A 15,569-nucleotide genomic window follows, 5' to 3' on the forward strand; every position below is an offset into this window, starting at 1 on the left:
GTAGAAACAGTATCCCAAGGATGATTAAAACCATCCTAAAAAGGCCCGTTACACTCAACAAAATCATCTTACTTACTCAAATATAGGTTACGTTCGCTGTAAATCTTTTGGAACAAAGGATCTCTTAAATTATCAATGAATTCAATGGCTTCACCGGTAGATTTCATTTCTGGTCCTAATTCCTTATTCACATCAGGGAATTTTTCAAAAGAGAATACAGGAACTTTAATTGCATATCCTTTTTGAATAGGATTGAATTTAAAGTCTGTTACCTTTTTCTCTCCTAACATCACCTTGGTAGCGTAGTTTACATAAGGCTCTTGATAAGCTTTTGCAATAAACGGAACCGTTCTTGAAGCTCTTGGATTGGCCTCAATCACATACACTTTATCGTCCTTAATCGCAAACTGAATATTCAATAAACCTACTGTTTCTAAGGCTACAGCAATCTTTTTAGTAATGTCCTCAATTTGTTGGATCACTAAGTCACCCAAATTGTATGGAGGCAATACTGCGTATGAATCTCCTGAGTGAATACCTGCAGGCTCAATGTGTTGCATGATTCCAATGATATACACATTTTTACCATCACAAATAGCATCTGCTTCTGCCTCAATTGCACCACCTAAAAAGTGATCCAATAAGATTTGATTCTCAGGCATTTCATTTAAGATATCTACTACGTGGTGCTCCAAATCATTATCGTTGATTACGATTTTCATTTTTTGTCCACCTAATACATAAGAAGGACGCACCAACAATGGATATCCAAGATCTTTGGCCAAGTCAAGAGCTTGTTCAGCAGATTCAACTACTCCAAATTTAGGATAAGGAATGTTCATCTCTTTTAACAATGTAGAGAATCTTCCTCTGTCTTCTGCCAGGTCAAGTGCGTTGTATGAGGTCCCCATAATTTTGATACCATAACGCTCTAGTTTCTCAGCTAATTTCAAGGCAGTTTGTCCACCTAACTGAACAATTACACCCTCTGGTTTTTCATGTAGGATGATATCATAAATATGCTCCCAGAAAACCGGCTCAAAGTATAATTTATCTGCTGTATCAAAGTCTGTTGAAACTGTTTCAGGATTACAATTGATCATAATGGTTTCATAACCGCACTCTTTTGCAGCTAATACACCATGAACACATGAGTAATCAAACTCAATACCCTGACCAATTCTATTTGGTCCTGAACCCAGCACCACAATTTTCTTTTTATCTGTTACTACAGATTCATTTTCTTCTTCAAAAGTTGAATAGTAGTATGGTGTTTGGGCCTCAAACTCGGCAGCACAAGTATCAACTAACTTGTACACACGTTTGATTCCCATTTCAGTTCTCTTGTCGTACACTTCAGACTCCAAACATTTTAAAAGGTGTGCAACTTGTCTGTCTGCATATCCTTTTTGTTTGGCTTCAAACATCAAATCTTTAGGAAGATCGTTGATGCCGTGTTTTTGAATTCGTTTTTCCAACAAGATTAAATCTTCAATTTGTCTCAAGAACCAATCGTCAATTTTAGTTTTTTCCTTGATGGTTTTAAAAGGAATTCCCAGTTTGATGGCGTCATATATATGGAACAACCTGTCATGCGAAGGGAATTCTAAACTATGTAATATTTTATCTTGATTTGTCAACTCTCTACCATCTGCTCCTAAACCATTTCGTCCAATTTCAAGAGATTGACACGCTTTTTGTAATGCTTCCTGGAAAGATCTTCCGATTCCCATTACCTCACCAACCGACTTCATTTGTAATCCCAACATAGGATCTGCACCTTCAAACTTAGAGAAGTTCCATCTTGGGATTTTTACGATAACGTAATCCAAAGTTGGTTCAAATAAGGCAGAAGTAGTTTTGGTGATTTGGTTTTCTAATTCATCCAGGTGATAACCAATGGCCAATTTGGCTGCAATTTTTGCAATTGGATATCCGGTAGCTTTTGAAGCCAATGCAGATGAACGAGAAACCCTAGGGTTAATTTCAATAGCAATAATATCTTCATTTTCGTCATTTGAAACGGCGAACTGAACATTACAACCACCTGCAAAATTTCCGACAGAACGCATCATTTTGATGGCCATGTCTCGCATTTTTTGGTAAGTAGTATCAGATAAAGTCATTGCCGGCGCCACTGTAATTGAGTCACCTGTATGGATACCCATAGGATCAAAGTTCTCAATTGAACAGATGATCACCACATTATCGTTGGCATCTCTTAACAACTCCAGCTCATACTCTTTCCATCCCATTACGGCTTTGTCAATCATCACCTCATGGATTGGAGAAATGTGTAAACCTCTTGTCAAGAGTTTATCAAAATCTGCTTCGTTATAAACTACTGCAGCTCCTGCACCACCAAGGGTATAAGAAGCTCTAACACAAAGTGGGAAACCGTATTCCTGAGCAATTTCTTTACCTTCAAGGAAAGATTTTGCAGCAGCTTGCGGTGCCATTGGAATATCAATTTTCTCCATCAAATCTCTAAAAGCCTCACGGTTTTCAGTTATTTCAATGGCATCAATATCAACACCAACAATTCTAACTCCGTATTCTTCCCACAAACCTACCTCATCACATTTAATGGCAAGGTTAAGTGCGGTTTGACCACCCATGGTAGGGAGAACGGCGTCAATTTTGTGTTGTTTTAAAATATATTCAATGGACTCAACAGTTAAAGGCTTGAGGTAAACGTTGTCAGCCACAACCGGATCGGTCATGATAGTTGCCGGGTTGCTGTTAATCAAAGTTACTTCGATACCTTCATCTCTAAGTGATTTGGCCGCTTGTGATCCAGAGTAATCAAACTCACACGCCTGGCCGATAACGATTGGTCCACTTCCTATGATTAGAATGGATTTTATGCTATTGTCTTTAGGCATAAGGGGAGGAATGTTGCAATTAAATTGCCTGCAAATTTACTCAGAATACTTTAACGAACAATCAACAATTTGTGATTGTTTTCCACATTATTGGATTTTAGATGGTAGATTTTAGACTTAATTTTGAACTAAAAAGGGGTTAACCCAATCTATCAATATCTTTTTGGAACCTTGCAATTAGATCAGTTGAAAAGGAACTGATAATATTGTCTTCATTTTTATCAATACCATCAGAGGCATGAGCAATGGTTTTCATAGCTGCAATAGACTCTTTATAAATTGGAGACGGCCCATAGCTGTGACAATAGTTAATGACTTTATTATAGGTTTCTTCAACAGTAGATTTGTTAGCCTCTTCATAATCAAAAGACCATTTTATTTCTGCTGCCCAGCTGTGCCTGTTCAATAACTGAGATAAAGCTTCTCTTTCTTCTTTTTGGATTACACCATCAGCCATTGCTACTGCATATATTAATTCTCCTAATGTTTCGTAAAGCTTTTCTTGATCAGTCATGTTTTGGATTTTATATCTGTTTGTATAAAGATAGACATTAGACTTTAGACATTAGACATTAGACTTTAGACATTAGACTTTAGACATTAGACTTTAGACATTAGACATTAGACTTTAGACTTTAGACATTAGACTTTAGACATTAGACTTTAGATTTTAAATGTTGGACTTCGGTTTGCTTGTTATGAATATGATTGTCTCGCTCATTATTAACTATATTTGAATTATGAATGATAAACTGGTGGTTTTAAACAAAGAACAAATTCGCCAAAAAACGGAGCGAATTGCTTTTGAGATTTTAGAAAATACTTTTGAAGAGCCTTGTGTTTTTATTGTGGGTATTGAGGGCAACGGTTATTTGTTTGCAGAAAGATTGGTGGAGCAACTAGCTAAACACACTGATCAGGAATTAAGACTGGTGAAAATTATCATTGATAAAAACGTTCCGCTTGAGCATGAGATTAAAATGTCAGTTGAAAAAGAGGAACTAAAAGGTGCTACTGTGGTGTTGGTTGATGATGTTATCAACTCGGGCCGTACAATGATTCACGCCGTGCGCGTATTACTTGAAGAGCCTTTGAATATGCTTAAAGTAGCCACACTTGTTAACCGCACTCACCGTAGATTTCCGGTACAGGCAGACTTTGTAGGTGTTCATATTTCTACCACATTACAAGACAATATTATTGTTGAGCTAAATGAGAACGAGATTGCTTATTTGGCTTAGCAGATCTTAGAATTTAGACTTTAGCTGAGGGATTATTAATAACTGTAAAATTCCTTTTCAATAGGATCTAAATGATCTGCATCTTGTGGTGAAGCAGGTGCCATTTCACGCTCGGCCTTTGGAGGGTTTAAAATGCGTTTCATTCTTTTTTTCCAGGCCTTGTTAACTTCTTTTTTACCTGCTAAAGACATGCGTTTATTATCGTGCCAACGGATTCTTTCTTTGTTCAAGTACTGATGAAAACTCAATAAAATATACGTTTTCATGGCATGTGGATAATAGATGCCACGCTTATGAAAAACAGAGGTAAATGAAGAATACCCTTCCAAACAAAATTCTTTACGCAAGCGGAATCCCTTTTTGTACATGCCTTCTTCTACTACTTTCTCTTCAGATTTTTTCATAAATCGGCACAAAGTTTCGTCTCCACAAGTAGCCAAAATTTTGAAACAGTGCAGCATATTTTCAGGTATGTAACGTACTGTATATTTATAGAAGCGATAATCATCCCCCTCATAAATAAGTGGGGGATAATGGGGATGTTTCACCAAAGTATCTCCCGCTTTTGCAGAGAAGGACAGTAGCATTAATATGAAAAAAGCTCTTTTCATTTAACCATATAATTTTTAATTCACGTTCTGTTACATAATTAGAGATTGAATGCTAAATCTTTAAATTCCTTATATTTAGTAATTGATTTCGGGGAAGCATACCATGAGAACAGACAAACACATAATCAAAGCAGCAGACTTAGAAAAGGAAATTGAAACGGCACTTGCGCATTATCCAGAATTAAAGGACAGAAAGATAATTTTCAGATTCAGGGTGATTGAACGCAAATCATTTATGCTGGCACAACCTAGACTTAGAACATTGATTTTACCCAGAAGATGGAGACAATATGAAGTAATCATCAGTAAAAACTACTTTACAAAAAATAAACTTTTTGAAGATGGCAGGGTTCCGTCAGATGTTGTAGTTGGTTGGATAGGACACGAATTGGGGCATGTTGCAGATTACTTACCAAGATCAAGCGTGAATTTAATGTGGTTTGGTTTTATGTACTCTTTTTACAATTCGTTTATTAAAAAAGCGGAAATATCGGCAGATAAAAACGCCGTAAAAGCCGGACTGATAGATTACCTGGTAGTTTCAAAAGAATTTGGACGAAACCCAAAATACTTTCCGCAAGATTATATTGACAAGCTCAACTCACTTTATCCTTCCATTGCAGATGTAAAGGAATGGGATAGGTTACACAAATTGCATCAGGCTGAAGCTGTGAATGAAATGAAAGCGGATGCCATGAACGAGTAATGAAAAAGCTAAGGGACATTTTATTCATCATAGGATCCATTATGGTGGTTTCGTCTTTTGCCTTGCGGATGATTCACATTCCGTACACCAAACTATCACTAATTGCAGGTGGAATCATTTTACTTATAGCCTTTATATTCACACCAGCCTCAGATGAACAGGGAGATAAAACCCTGAACAAATACTCTTACTTTTTTTATATAGGTGGTGGCCTGGTAATTTTAGGTGTACTGTTTAAAATAATGCATTGGCCATTTGCTGCAATTTTACTTTTATCAGGATCTGTAATAGGTTTGATTGCCTTTTTACTTCCCAATGCTAAAGAAAAAGATCATCCGGATAAAGACGAGATTCTTGACGACTTTGAATAAAAAAAACCGGACCAACCACTGTGGGTCAATCCGGTAAACCTCCGTCAGCTCGTTAGCTGCATACACATGAAAAAATATAGATTACCCCTACAAGGTTTTTTTAATGATTTCAATGGCTTCTTCTCTCTCCATTAAAGTGAGTTCTAATGGTTCCACTTCATTTTGTCCCATTACGATTTCTTTCATTTGGAAAGCCACTTTTTGGCCCACTTTGCCTAACATAACGATATAGGCTTTTTCTCCCTCCGGCAGTCTCATTTGTCTCTCCCCATCTCCATGAGTAAAAGAGTATTTACCATCCATTTTTTCGTAACCCGGAATAAAAATGTTTTGCGCCGGAATAATCAGTGACAAGTCGAATCCTTCTAAGCTATCTGGGGTTGCAACCTCTGCATTTAGCCTCATGTATTTTCCTCCTGCGATTCTATCTACATTGGCCCAACCCATTTGGTTCATGGTAAAGGCGTTTTGCACATCATGAGACAACACATGCGAGTTAGACCCCTTAGACCTTGAGGTTGGTCTGCGTGCCAATCCTGGAATTCCTCTATCTGCAACCATCACTAAACCGCTTACTGAATAAACAGAATCTGCCTCAAACCACACGGCTAATTCATCTTTCATCTCATCCGATAAGCCTGTATTACTTAGCGATTCCTTATTGGTATCTTCTCCTTCAATTTTCCAATTATCCCTACCGTCTGTCAAATTAATTTGGGTCAGTTTTTTGTTATTAAAAATTACGTTTGTTACTACGTAAACTACATTTCCTGCACCTCCAACGAATTGGTTATCATCTTCAAATAAAATTACCGCTTGAACGCCATTTACGTTTTCATTGTTATTGACAACATCTTTATCAACTTCATTTGCAGCCTTTTTAGCCTCACCAATCAATTCTGGATCTTTCCAAACCAGTTTTCCATCTTTCTTTTCTGCTTTGTAATGTGCAAAGCCTTCTTCATATTTGGTGGCCATTGTTACCTGAAGCGATTTTCCTTTGTCCAAATACACCTCATTTCCATTGTGAAAAGCCTGCACATTGATCATTCCTCTGGATTGTAAAACCTCTCCTTTATCAGTAAGTGTCAATAGTTTTCCCAAGACGATATCTTCAGGTGTAACAGCCTCTTGCAGTTGGATTTCCACATCCCCTTCTACTCTTTTTCCAAAAGCATCTACAAAGGCATTGGCCGGCACCTGAATTTGTGTTCCGTTTTTGCCTTTTACCACATTGGCTTGATTGGCAGGGAACCTTCTTTTTTGAATTGGTAGTTTTTCTTTGCCGATAATTGGATCGTCATTTTCAAACTCAACAATAAATCCGTGATCTAACTTTTGTGAGCAAGGAACATTTCCGCATCCCACTTGTGCCTTGGTTTCCCATTCAACGTCTTTTAATTTATCTGCGCCTATTTTGGAAGTTAGGTTGGCGTATCTGTCATCACTTAATTTAGATTGCTGATACTTTGGATTTACATTGTTATTTGAATACAAATAGGTGATTTTTTTAATCTTTTTGCCCTTGAATTCATCATCTTTAGGGAAGTTAAGATTACTCTTTGCAAAAGGAGATGAAATGAAAATGGAATGATCATCCAAATCCATCTCATGTTCCTTTACAAATTTTACATTCTCATATATCGGTAAATCGTTTTGAGCAAAACAAAAGGTTGAAACCGATAATACTAAGCTTTGGGTTAATAGTTTCATATTAATAAGTTTTGGTGTTCTACTTAGTAATGTAAAGGAGTTAAAAAAGTAATCTGATTTTTTTCAGAAAAATGGAACAACACTACTTATAATACTGAATATCAACAGATAAAAAAGAGTAAAAAAAAGCTCGGTTGCTTGAAAAAATGAATTAAAAACTGCAACCGAGCAAAAAAATGTGCTTAACCAAATTAGCAATAGCACTACGTTATGAAAAGACCCAACCCTTAGTATCGTCAAGAGTTATTTGTATATGTCAGCTTATTAAAAAAGGTAACCCGGATGTTGGAGCGTTTGAGTGATGAGTTTTTGAGGGATGAGTTTGGAGTGTATGAGTGATGAGTGATTAGTTATGAGTTTGGAGTGATTAGTTATGAGGGATGAGTGTATGAGTTATTAGGGATGAGTTTGGAGTGTTTGAGTTAGGGGTTGTAGGGAGATTCTGTGACTTAGAGAAAAGGGTAAAAAAAAGAGCCAAGGTTTAGGCTTGACTCTTTTCATATTTTATTGAATTTGATTAAGCAGGTACCCCGAAAGATTTGCCTTCTCTTACCATTCTTCGTAGCAATACAGATGGTCTGTATCTATCTTCTCCATACTCTGCTTGCAAGGCTTCTAAATCTGCCAATACTTTTTCTAAACCAATTTCATCTGCCCAGGCTAATAATCCTTTTGGATAATTCACTCCCTTGGTCATAGCTAAATCCACATCTTCCGCCGAAGCGATATTCAAAAACACTGCGTCAATTGCCTCATTGATCAACATCACCAATATTCTATTCAGGATTTTTTGACCTACTGCTTCATCTTTATTAGGTGCAGGCATTTCTGTTCCCTCTGCATAATTGTAATAACCTCTACCCGACTTTCTTCCGTACCAACCGGCTTCAGAATGTCTTTTTTGAGTGAAAGATGGCTTGTATCTTGGATCATAATAAAATGCAGCAAAAACTGTTTCAGTTACTGTATAGTTTACATCATTTCCAATGTAATCCATCAAGGTAAAAGGTCCCATTCTAAATCCTCCAAGTTCAGTCATTGCCCAATCAATAGTTGCAAAATCTGCCACTCCTTCTTCATAAATTCTTAAGGCCTCACCATAAAACGGACGAGCTACTCTGTTTACTATAAACCCAGGTGTATCTTTAGCTAAAACAGTGACTTTTTTCCAGCTATCAATTAAATCTCTTGAGATTTTTGTTGTTTCAGCCGAAGTTTGCACAGCAGGAATAATCTCTACAAGCGGCATTAATGGTGCCGGGTTAAAAAAGTGAATTCCTATTACACGATCTGCTTTTTTACAAGCCGCCGCGATTGAAGCTACAGAAAGAGAAGAAGTATTAGATGCCAAAATACAATTAGCATCCACTATTCCTTCTATCTCGGTAAATACTTTCTTTTTGATATCCAGATTTTCAATAATCGCCTCTATCACCAATCCCGAATTAGCAAAATCACTCAATTGAGTTGTGTATTTGATTCTATCCTGAATTGCCTGAGCATCTTCAGTACTCATTTTTCCTTTTTCAACCAATCTTCCCATCACTTTAGCTAAAGCTGCTTTTGCTTTATCTAATTGCTCCGGACTTGTATCCGCCAATACAACTTCGTGACCTGATTGTGAAGCTACCTGTGCAATTCCGGACCCCATTGATCCTGCTCCGAGTATTGATATCTTTTGTTTCATTTTAGTTTAATTAGTTGTTGGTTGATTGGTTAAATAGTTATTGGTTCAATAGTTATTGGTTCAATAGGTTCAAGTTATTTGGTTGGATGTTGGTTAATTGGTTATTGATTAAATAGATTCTGGTTATTTAGAATTCTTTTTATTGTCATTAAATTTCTGTTTTTCTCTACCGAGAAAATTAATATAACCATTTAATATTTTAATGCATTTTTCATATTGAGACATCAAATCGTCAAATTCATTCTGATTGATGTATTCATGATCTAAAGCAATAATCAAGTGATCTTTTGTTTCTGTCAAAGATCCTCTAGCTGCGCGACAAAATTGTATATTTTCCTGATAATGGAAACGACCATGACCTTCAGCAATATTATTGGTAACAGATCTACTTGAACGAATAATTTGATCTTTCAATCTATACTCCTCATTTTTTGGCAATGTTTGAACAAACTCCCTAATCGTATTTCGAAATATACGTCCTTCTTTCCAAGCTTGTAATTCTGTAAAATCCGACATACTATTCAACTAATTACCAATCACTATTTTACCTTATTACTCTCCTTTAAATGATGGTTTTCTTTTTTCTAAAAAGGCTGCAACTCCTTCGTTATAATCATAAGTTGATCCAGCTATGGTTTGCAATTCCTCTTCTGTTTTTAATTGTGTAGTTAGATCTGAAATCATTGATAAATTCAAAGCTCTCTTAGTTAAACCTAAGCCTTTTGTAGGCATTTGAGCTAATTTCATTGCCAATTTCTTTGATTCTTCGTCGAAAGTTTCGTCTGAATAGAATTTGTAAATCATGTTCATTCGCTCAGCATCTTCAGCCCCTACCTTATCACCTAACATCATTAATGCAGAAGCTTTCTGAAATCCTACCAAACGTGGTAATGTAAAAGTTCCTCCAGAATCAGGAATCAATCCAATCATACTAAAAGCCTGGATAAAAGAAGCAGATGCAGTTGCCACACAAATATCACATGCTAAGGCAATATTAGCTCCTGCGCCGGCTGCAACACCGTTTACTGCACCAATAATTGGTTTTTCAATATTTCTAATTCGTTCAATAATTGGATTGTAGTGATCTCTAACGATAGATGTTAACTCAGGTCCGTTTGGATCTGTCACCTCACCTAAATCTTGTCCAGCACAAAAAGCTTTACCTTCACCTTTGATGTAGATAGCGCGCACCTCATCATTCTCTTCACACTCGTCTAATCTGTTTTGCATTTCAAGGGACATTTCCTTGTTAAAGCTATTATACACCGCAGGTCTGTTTAGGGTGATATAAGCCACATTATCTTTTATTTCGAATAGAATAGTACTCATTTGATCAAAATTTTGACTTTAAAAATAACCATTCTGATAAGAATGCTCCTGATTAATTTTTAGATTTATGAGGATGACGGTAAGGATTTATTCATACTGCAACAAGACTTCCAGAAACGGAAAATCAAAATTTTTGGAGTTTTACAAAGGGAAGGAACTGGATACACTTTTGGTAGATCTTGTAAATGCATTGGAAAGTTTAAATGCAAAACATGGAGAAGCAAGAGATTTTTGGTTTGTTGACGAAGTATCCACCGAAATATTAACTGAGCTTGGCGATTTAGCATTTACAGTTGATGGCTGGGGTATAACAAGATTATCAGGACCGGAACAAGTTTTACAAAAAGTTGACGAATTGCTGCAAGTTGATCCTAAATTTGAGAATGTATCTCAATTATAAATAAAATCAATACCATGGAACAAGCTACTTATTCATATCGATTAAGACCTGCTTATGGCGGTGGTGATTATATGATTGAGTTTATGCGTGGAGATGAACGCCAGGAATTATTGACTGATGTGCTAAACGCGATCACCTTACTTCAACCCGACTTGAAAGGATCTGCAGACTTGTTGTTTCTAGTTTCATTGGAAATTAATACAAATCAGGGAGCATTTACCTATACAGTTGATGAATGGGGAGGCGTTTTTATTGACGGTTCCTACACTTTACTCTCAAGCATACACGAAATTTTAGAAAAAGACTCTAATTTTGAATTCGTACCCACAAATCCAGAAGACTTTAAATAAGATGGCAAAGTTTAAAAAAGTACTAGTTACCGGAGCTACATCCGGATTTGGAAAAGCAACAGCTGAGATATTTGCTCAAAACGGACATGATTTGATCATTACCGGAAGAAGAGAAAAGCGACTGTTAGATCTTAAAAAAAGATTAGAAGCAGAATATAAAATAAGCGTTGAACACCTGGTGTTTGACGTTAGAAATGAGCAAGAAGTATATGACGCCATTGCAGCTTTACCCAAACGCTTTCAAAAAATTGATGTGTTGGTGAACAATGCCGGTTTAGCAAGTGGGTTAGATCCAATTCAAGATGGAAGTACCGAAGATTGGAACAAAATGATTGACACCAATGTCAAGGGATTATTGTACGTATCTAAAGCAGTAATGCCATTTATGATTGAGAGAGGAAAAGGTCATATCATCAATATTGGATCAACAGCCGGAAAAGAAGTATATCCAAATGGAAATGTGTATTGTGCCAGTAAACATGCTGTAGACGCCATTACAAAAGGAATGAGAATTGACTTATTGCCACACGGAATTAAAGTAACTCAAATTGCTCCGGGTGCTGCAGATACTGAATTCTCTACGGTTAGATTTCATGGTGACAAGAAAAAGGCAAAAGATGTTTATAAAGGTTATCAACCTATGACAGCAGAAGATATTGCAGAATTAGTTTACTACAGTACAACATTACCAAAACATCTTTGCATTAATGATTTAGTAGTAACTTCAGTGGCCCAAGCCAACAGTTATTTAATTAAGAGAGATTAATCCTTATTTCGTGTCTGATCAAACTTTAAAACATATTATATCAACACCCTTTGGTACAATGATAGCTGAAATGACAAAGAATGAAATTTCAGCTTTGAAATTTGTGAAGGATACTTCAACTGTATCAAATGATGATCATCCTTTATTTGGGATTTTGCAGTTTGAATTGGACGAGTACTTTTTGGGGAATTTAAAGAAGTTCACTATTCCTTTAAACCCCGAGGGAACCTCTTTTCAAAGAAAGGTTTGGGCAAAATTGAGATCAGTGCCGTTTGGGGCAAAAATCAGCTACATGGAATTGGCAGAAATATATGGCGACAAAAAGGCGATAAGGGCTGTAGCTGCTGCCAATGGAGCCAATCCAATTGCTATTTTAATTCCTTGTCATAGAATTATTGGTGGAAATGGAAAGTTAACCGGATATGCATGGGGTCTTGAACGGAAAAAGGCTTTATTGCAACATGAAATGAAATTTACACCTCAACACAATTTATTTTCTTAGAAATTACTTTTTCTGTTTTGTTTTTATTCAACTGTTTTTCTTGCTTTTTTAATTGATGCCTTGCAATAAATGAAAGCGTAGCTTTATTACCCATTTTCACCCAAAAACCTCTAAGTTTTCCATTTTTGAATTTCATTCTTCTTTCACACTTACCAGTTTCATCCCACTCCTTGATGAAACCAGATTTGCCATCATCTTCAAACTTGTGTTTGATTTGTTTTTTACCATTTTCATAATAGGTATTTACCCATCCTTCTCTGAAATTTTTCATTCCTCCTGTTTCTTCTTTTAGATTTCCATTTTCATAGTATGATATATAAGGTAACTCATGGTAATCATTACCTCCAAAAATCACGTCAAACACTTCCTTTTTTCTTTGGTGACAGATGAGTCTTTTAGACAAATAAACACTCTCAATTTTATTGGAATTATAATCGTAATAATACACCGCATTCATAATCTGATTACTTGTATCGCATTTTACTATAAAGTATTTTAAACGGGATATTAGTGAATCTGCATTTTGCCAATTATTTGTTTCATTAAACGCCCATTCTTCTCCTAGATAAGTACCATTTGCGTATAAGTTAAAATGAAGTTTTTCATCAAATTGATGAATTACGTATCCTGAGTACAAGTCATTACCCTTAAAATAGGTACACGCAGAATCAATGTAATTCAGACTATCTGAAATAACCGAATTGGAACATAAAACAGCAACTCTTTGAGCTATTTCTTCTCTACTTAGTGGAACTTCTTGAGACAAGGAAATGAATCCTAAAAATGGGAATAAAAAAAGGGTTAAACGCATGATAAATTAACGAATAACCCTTTACAATATTATGAAACACACCAATTCCCGGATCACACTAACAACTACACGGATTGTTGAAAGGCGAACCGGGAATTTGATATTTAGCTTTTTGTTTTAGTTGTAAACCACTTTTGCAGCATCTACTAACTTCAAGAATTCTGCGCGGTAACCATTTTTATCACCACCCATGTTTTTAGAAGCCACCGCTAATACATGATCAAAACTAGCAGTCCCTTTATGTTCTGAATCTCTTAACAACATTCCAAATTCTGCCACTGCCGCAGAGAAGTTGAAATTCTCAGACAACTTATTTTCAGCAGTAATCTTGTTTTCCAATACTCTTTCCAATAATTTACTTGTATCTCCATCTGGTGCTTTGTATCTGAACTTTACAGTCAACATTTCATTGCCATGATTTTTAGATACATCTTGTGTTTGATATTTTAAAGGATCCACTTTTGGTTGAGTAGCCTCAGTTCCTTGACCTTTCAACACTACTTCATACAAAGCCGTAACAGAGTGTCCAGCTCCAATTTCACCGGCATCTTTTGTATCGTCATTGAAATCCTCATTGTTCAATAATCTGTTTTCATATCCTACTAATCTGTAGCTTTCAATGATAGATGGATTAAACTCAACCTGAATTTTCACATCTTTTGCAATCGTATTTAAAGTAGCTCCCATCTCAGTAACCAATACCTTTTTAGCTTCTAAAAGATTATCAATATACGCGTAGTTACCATTTCCTTTATCTGCTAGAATCTCCATTTTAGAATCTTTATAGTTCCCTGTTCCAAATCCTAAACAAGTCAAGAAGATTCCTGTTTTTCTCTTCTCCTCAATTAATTCCTGCATAGCTGCATCTGAACTCATTCCTACATTAAAATCTCCGTCAGTAGCTAAAATCACTCGGTTATTACCTCCTTGAATGAAATTGTCTTTTGCTACTTTGTAAGCTAACTTAATTCCTTCACCACCTGCTGTTGAACCTCCTGCTCTTAAGTTTTCTAGTGATTCCAAAATCTCTGTACTCTTACTTGCAGGAGTTGATTTTAAAACCAATCCAGCAGCTCCGGCATAAACTACAATAGCCACTCTGTCGTCTTTGTCCAACTCATCCACCAACATTCTGAACGATTTTTTAAGCAAAGGCAATTTGTTAGGGTAGTTCATAGATCCTGAAACATCCAATAAGAAAACTAGATTGTTGTTTGCGATCTCTTTCTTATCAATTCTTTTCCCCTGTAATCCAATATGCACCAATTTGTTTTCGCTCCAAGGGCAATCTCCAACTTCAGTTGTGATTGAAAATGGATTTCCATCAACCGGATCTGGATAATCGTAATTGAAATAATTAATCATCTCTTCTACTCTTACCGCTCCTTTATCAGGTTTGGTTCCGGCTAAAATAAATCTTCTACAATTTGAATAGGAAGCAGCATCTACATCAACCGAAAAAGTTGAAAGCGGATCTGCTGTAGAACTTTTAAATCCGTTTTCATCTATAGCTGCATAAGACTCTGTATTATGATATTGGTCCTCTCCTGATTTATAACCATAAGTACTTGATCCGCCTACAGCATTGGATGAATTAGAAGAAAATGAATAATTAGCAGACATTTTCTTTCTCTCTTTAGAATAGCTTCTGTTAATTGTTGAATTTGATTTATCTATTGATTCGCTTTCAACAGGTACAAGATCTACTACGGGCTGATCTTTTTCGATTACAACAGGCATTTTCATTATCACCTTCAAGGTTTTAGTTTTTCCTCCTTCAACCTCTACATGTGATTTACGATACTTATCATATCCTTTTAAATCACATCTGAAATAATATTTTCCCGCAGGAACATCTTTAATTTCAAAAGCACCTTTGTCATCAGATGTTGTTTTAAACACCATGTTTTTATCCGCATCATTAGTAATACTGATAGTGGCACCCTTTAAAGCATTAGAATTATAATCTGATACAACTGTACCATTTATGATACCTTTATTTAGTTGTGAAAATCCGTTAATTGAAAAAGCGCAAAGCAGAATCATCATTGCAGTCACTTTTAATATTGATGTAAGCTGTCTCATAATAGTCGATTTTTCATTGTATAAAACCAACTTTAAAAAAGGTTCATTTAAAGTTGAAGAAACAAATATTCACGGTAACTTTGAAACGTATGTTTGATTTTGAGAACAGAAG

Annotated in this window: 16 protein-coding genes; 7 read left to right on the forward strand and 9 right to left on the reverse strand. The window is 36.0% G+C overall.

Annotated features, from left to right (window positions below; genetic code table 11):
* Window positions 1-68: 68 nt before the first annotated feature.
* Together carB and K6119_RS04575 are read right to left on the reverse strand one after the other, a co-directional pair.
* Window positions 69-2,885, reverse strand: a complete 2,817-nt coding sequence (gene carB, locus K6119_RS04570; RefSeq protein WP_221835809.1) for a carbamoyl-phosphate synthase large subunit — start codon at window positions 2,883-2,885, stop codon at window positions 69-71.
* Window positions 2,886-3,024: 139 nt separating this feature from the next.
* Window positions 3,025-3,399 (reverse strand): TerB family tellurite resistance protein, encoded by a 375-nt coding sequence (locus tag K6119_RS04575; protein WP_221835811.1) that lies wholly within the window; start codon window positions 3,397-3,399, stop codon window positions 3,025-3,027.
* Window positions 3,400-3,625: 226 nt separating this feature from the next.
* On the opposite strand from K6119_RS04575, the gene K6119_RS04580 reads away from it, so the two are divergent.
* The gene (locus K6119_RS04580; RefSeq protein ID WP_221835813.1) at window positions 3,626-4,126 is read left to right on the forward strand and encodes a phosphoribosyltransferase family protein; all 501 of its coding nucleotides are present in this window, start codon (window positions 3,626-3,628) and stop codon (window positions 4,124-4,126) included.
* A 35-nt stretch (window positions 4,127-4,161) separates the two neighbouring features.
* Here K6119_RS04580 and K6119_RS04585 read toward each other — a convergent pair whose 3' ends face one another.
* Complete coding sequence (locus K6119_RS04585; RefSeq protein WP_221835816.1) at window positions 4,162-4,737, reverse strand: DUF6794 domain-containing protein; 576 nt, start codon at window positions 4,735-4,737, stop codon at window positions 4,162-4,164.
* A 103-nt stretch (window positions 4,738-4,840) separates the two neighbouring features.
* Here K6119_RS04585 and K6119_RS04590 point away from each other — a divergent pair, with 103 nt between their 5' ends.
* Window positions 4,841-5,443, forward strand: a complete 603-nt coding sequence (locus K6119_RS04590) for a hypothetical protein (protein ID WP_221835818.1) — start codon at window positions 4,841-4,843, stop codon at window positions 5,441-5,443.
* Window positions 5,443-5,814 carry a GldL-related protein gene (locus tag K6119_RS04595; protein ID WP_221835820.1) on the forward strand — a complete coding sequence of 124 codons (372 nt, stop codon included), beginning with the start codon at window positions 5,443-5,445 and terminating at the stop codon, window positions 5,812-5,814. Before K6119_RS04590 ends, K6119_RS04595 begins: the two co-directional genes overlap by 1 nt.
* 87 nt (window positions 5,815-5,901) lie before the next feature.
* Here K6119_RS04595 and K6119_RS04600 read toward each other — a convergent pair whose 3' ends face one another.
* From K6119_RS04600 to K6119_RS04615, 4 genes are all read right to left on the reverse strand, one after another.
* On the reverse strand, window positions 5,902-7,527 hold the full coding sequence (locus K6119_RS04600; protein ID WP_221835821.1) for a hypothetical protein: 1,626 nt from the start codon (window positions 7,525-7,527) through the stop codon (window positions 5,902-5,904).
* 517 nt (window positions 7,528-8,044) lie between these two features.
* On the reverse strand, window positions 8,045-9,214 hold the full coding sequence (locus K6119_RS04605; protein WP_221835822.1) for a 3-hydroxyacyl-CoA dehydrogenase NAD-binding domain-containing protein: 1,170 nt from the start codon (window positions 9,212-9,214) through the stop codon (window positions 8,045-8,047).
* A gap of 123 nt (window positions 9,215-9,337) precedes the next feature.
* Window positions 9,338-9,730, reverse strand: a complete 393-nt coding sequence (locus tag K6119_RS04610; protein WP_221835823.1) for a four helix bundle protein — start codon at window positions 9,728-9,730, stop codon at window positions 9,338-9,340.
* A 36-nt stretch (window positions 9,731-9,766) separates the two neighbouring features.
* Window positions 9,767-10,543 carry an enoyl-CoA hydratase-related protein gene (locus tag K6119_RS04615; protein WP_221835824.1) on the reverse strand — a complete coding sequence of 259 codons (777 nt, stop codon included), beginning with the start codon at window positions 10,541-10,543 and terminating at the stop codon, window positions 9,767-9,769.
* Window positions 10,544-10,610: 67 nt separating this feature from the next.
* Here K6119_RS04615 and K6119_RS04620 point away from each other — a divergent pair, with 67 nt between their 5' ends.
* From K6119_RS04620 to K6119_RS04635, 4 genes are read left to right on the forward strand one after another with little or no spacing between them, the layout of a single operon-like run.
* A complete protein-coding gene (locus K6119_RS04620; RefSeq protein WP_221835825.1) occupies window positions 10,611-10,943 on the forward strand; it encodes a hypothetical protein in 333 nt (110 codons plus the stop codon).
* Window positions 10,944-10,957: 14 nt separating this feature from the next.
* A complete protein-coding gene (locus K6119_RS04625) occupies window positions 10,958-11,293 on the forward strand; it encodes a hypothetical protein (protein WP_221835828.1) in 336 nt (111 codons plus the stop codon).
* Window position 11,294: 1 nt separating this feature from the next.
* Complete coding sequence (locus K6119_RS04630) at window positions 11,295-12,059, forward strand: SDR family NAD(P)-dependent oxidoreductase (RefSeq protein ID WP_221835831.1); 765 nt, start codon at window positions 11,295-11,297, stop codon at window positions 12,057-12,059.
* A gap of 10 nt (window positions 12,060-12,069) precedes the next feature.
* Entirely contained in the window at window positions 12,070-12,561 is a 492-nt protein-coding gene (locus K6119_RS04635) for a methylated-DNA--[protein]-cysteine S-methyltransferase (protein WP_237828097.1), read from the forward strand.
* Here the strand turns inward: K6119_RS04635 and K6119_RS04640 are convergent.
* A complete protein-coding gene (locus K6119_RS04640) occupies window positions 12,533-13,372 on the reverse strand; it encodes a toxin-antitoxin system YwqK family antitoxin (protein WP_221835834.1) in 840 nt (279 codons plus the stop codon). The genes K6119_RS04635 and K6119_RS04640 overlap by 29 nt on opposite strands.
* Window positions 13,373-13,489: 117 nt before the next feature.
* On the reverse strand, window positions 13,490-15,457 hold the full coding sequence (locus K6119_RS04645; protein WP_221835836.1) for a YfbK domain-containing protein: 1,968 nt from the start codon (window positions 15,455-15,457) through the stop codon (window positions 13,490-13,492).
* Window positions 15,458-15,569: the final 112 nt, after the last annotated feature.

This window comes from Paracrocinitomix mangrovi (assembly GCF_019740355.2).
Taxonomy (GTDB): domain Bacteria; phylum Bacteroidota; class Bacteroidia; order Flavobacteriales_D; family Crocinitomicaceae; genus Paracrocinitomix; species Paracrocinitomix mangrovi.

Bases quoted from the DNA above. Each gene is read 5' to 3' on its own strand.
- carB (WP_221835809.1), bottom strand. From the start codon at position 2,885: ATGCCTAAAGACAATAGCATAAAATCCATTCTAATCATAGGAAGTGGA.
- K6119_RS04575 (WP_221835811.1), bottom strand. From the start codon at position 3,399: ATGACTGATCAAGAAAAGCTTTACGAAACATTAGGAGAATTAATATAT.
- K6119_RS04580 (WP_221835813.1), top strand. From the start codon at position 3,626: ATGAATGATAAACTGGTGGTTTTAAACAAAGAACAAATTCGCCAAAAA.
- K6119_RS04585 (WP_221835816.1), bottom strand. From the start codon at position 4,737: ATGAAAAGAGCTTTTTTCATATTAATGCTACTGTCCTTCTCTGCAAAA.
- K6119_RS04590 (WP_221835818.1), top strand. From the start codon at position 4,841: ATGAGAACAGACAAACACATAATCAAAGCAGCAGACTTAGAAAAGGAA.
- K6119_RS04595 (WP_221835820.1), top strand. From the start codon at position 5,443: ATGAAAAAGCTAAGGGACATTTTATTCATCATAGGATCCATTATGGTG.
- K6119_RS04600 (WP_221835821.1), bottom strand. From the start codon at position 7,527: ATGAAACTATTAACCCAAAGCTTAGTATTATCGGTTTCAACCTTTTGT.
- K6119_RS04605 (WP_221835822.1), bottom strand. From the start codon at position 9,214: ATGAAACAAAAGATATCAATACTCGGAGCAGGATCAATGGGGTCCGGA.
- K6119_RS04610 (WP_221835823.1), bottom strand. From the start codon at position 9,730: ATGTCGGATTTTACAGAATTACAAGCTTGGAAAGAAGGACGTATATTT.
- K6119_RS04615 (WP_221835824.1), bottom strand. From the start codon at position 10,543: ATGAGTACTATTCTATTCGAAATAAAAGATAATGTGGCTTATATCACC.
- K6119_RS04620 (WP_221835825.1), top strand. From the start codon at position 10,611: ATGAGGATGACGGTAAGGATTTATTCATACTGCAACAAGACTTCCAGA.
- K6119_RS04625 (WP_221835828.1), top strand. From the start codon at position 10,958: ATGGAACAAGCTACTTATTCATATCGATTAAGACCTGCTTATGGCGGT.
- K6119_RS04630 (WP_221835831.1), top strand. From the start codon at position 11,295: ATGGCAAAGTTTAAAAAAGTACTAGTTACCGGAGCTACATCCGGATTT.
- K6119_RS04640 (WP_221835834.1), bottom strand. From the start codon at position 13,372: ATGCGTTTAACCCTTTTTTTATTCCCATTTTTAGGATTCATTTCCTTG.
- K6119_RS04645 (WP_221835836.1), bottom strand. From the start codon at position 15,457: ATGAGACAGCTTACATCAATATTAAAAGTGACTGCAATGATGATTCTG.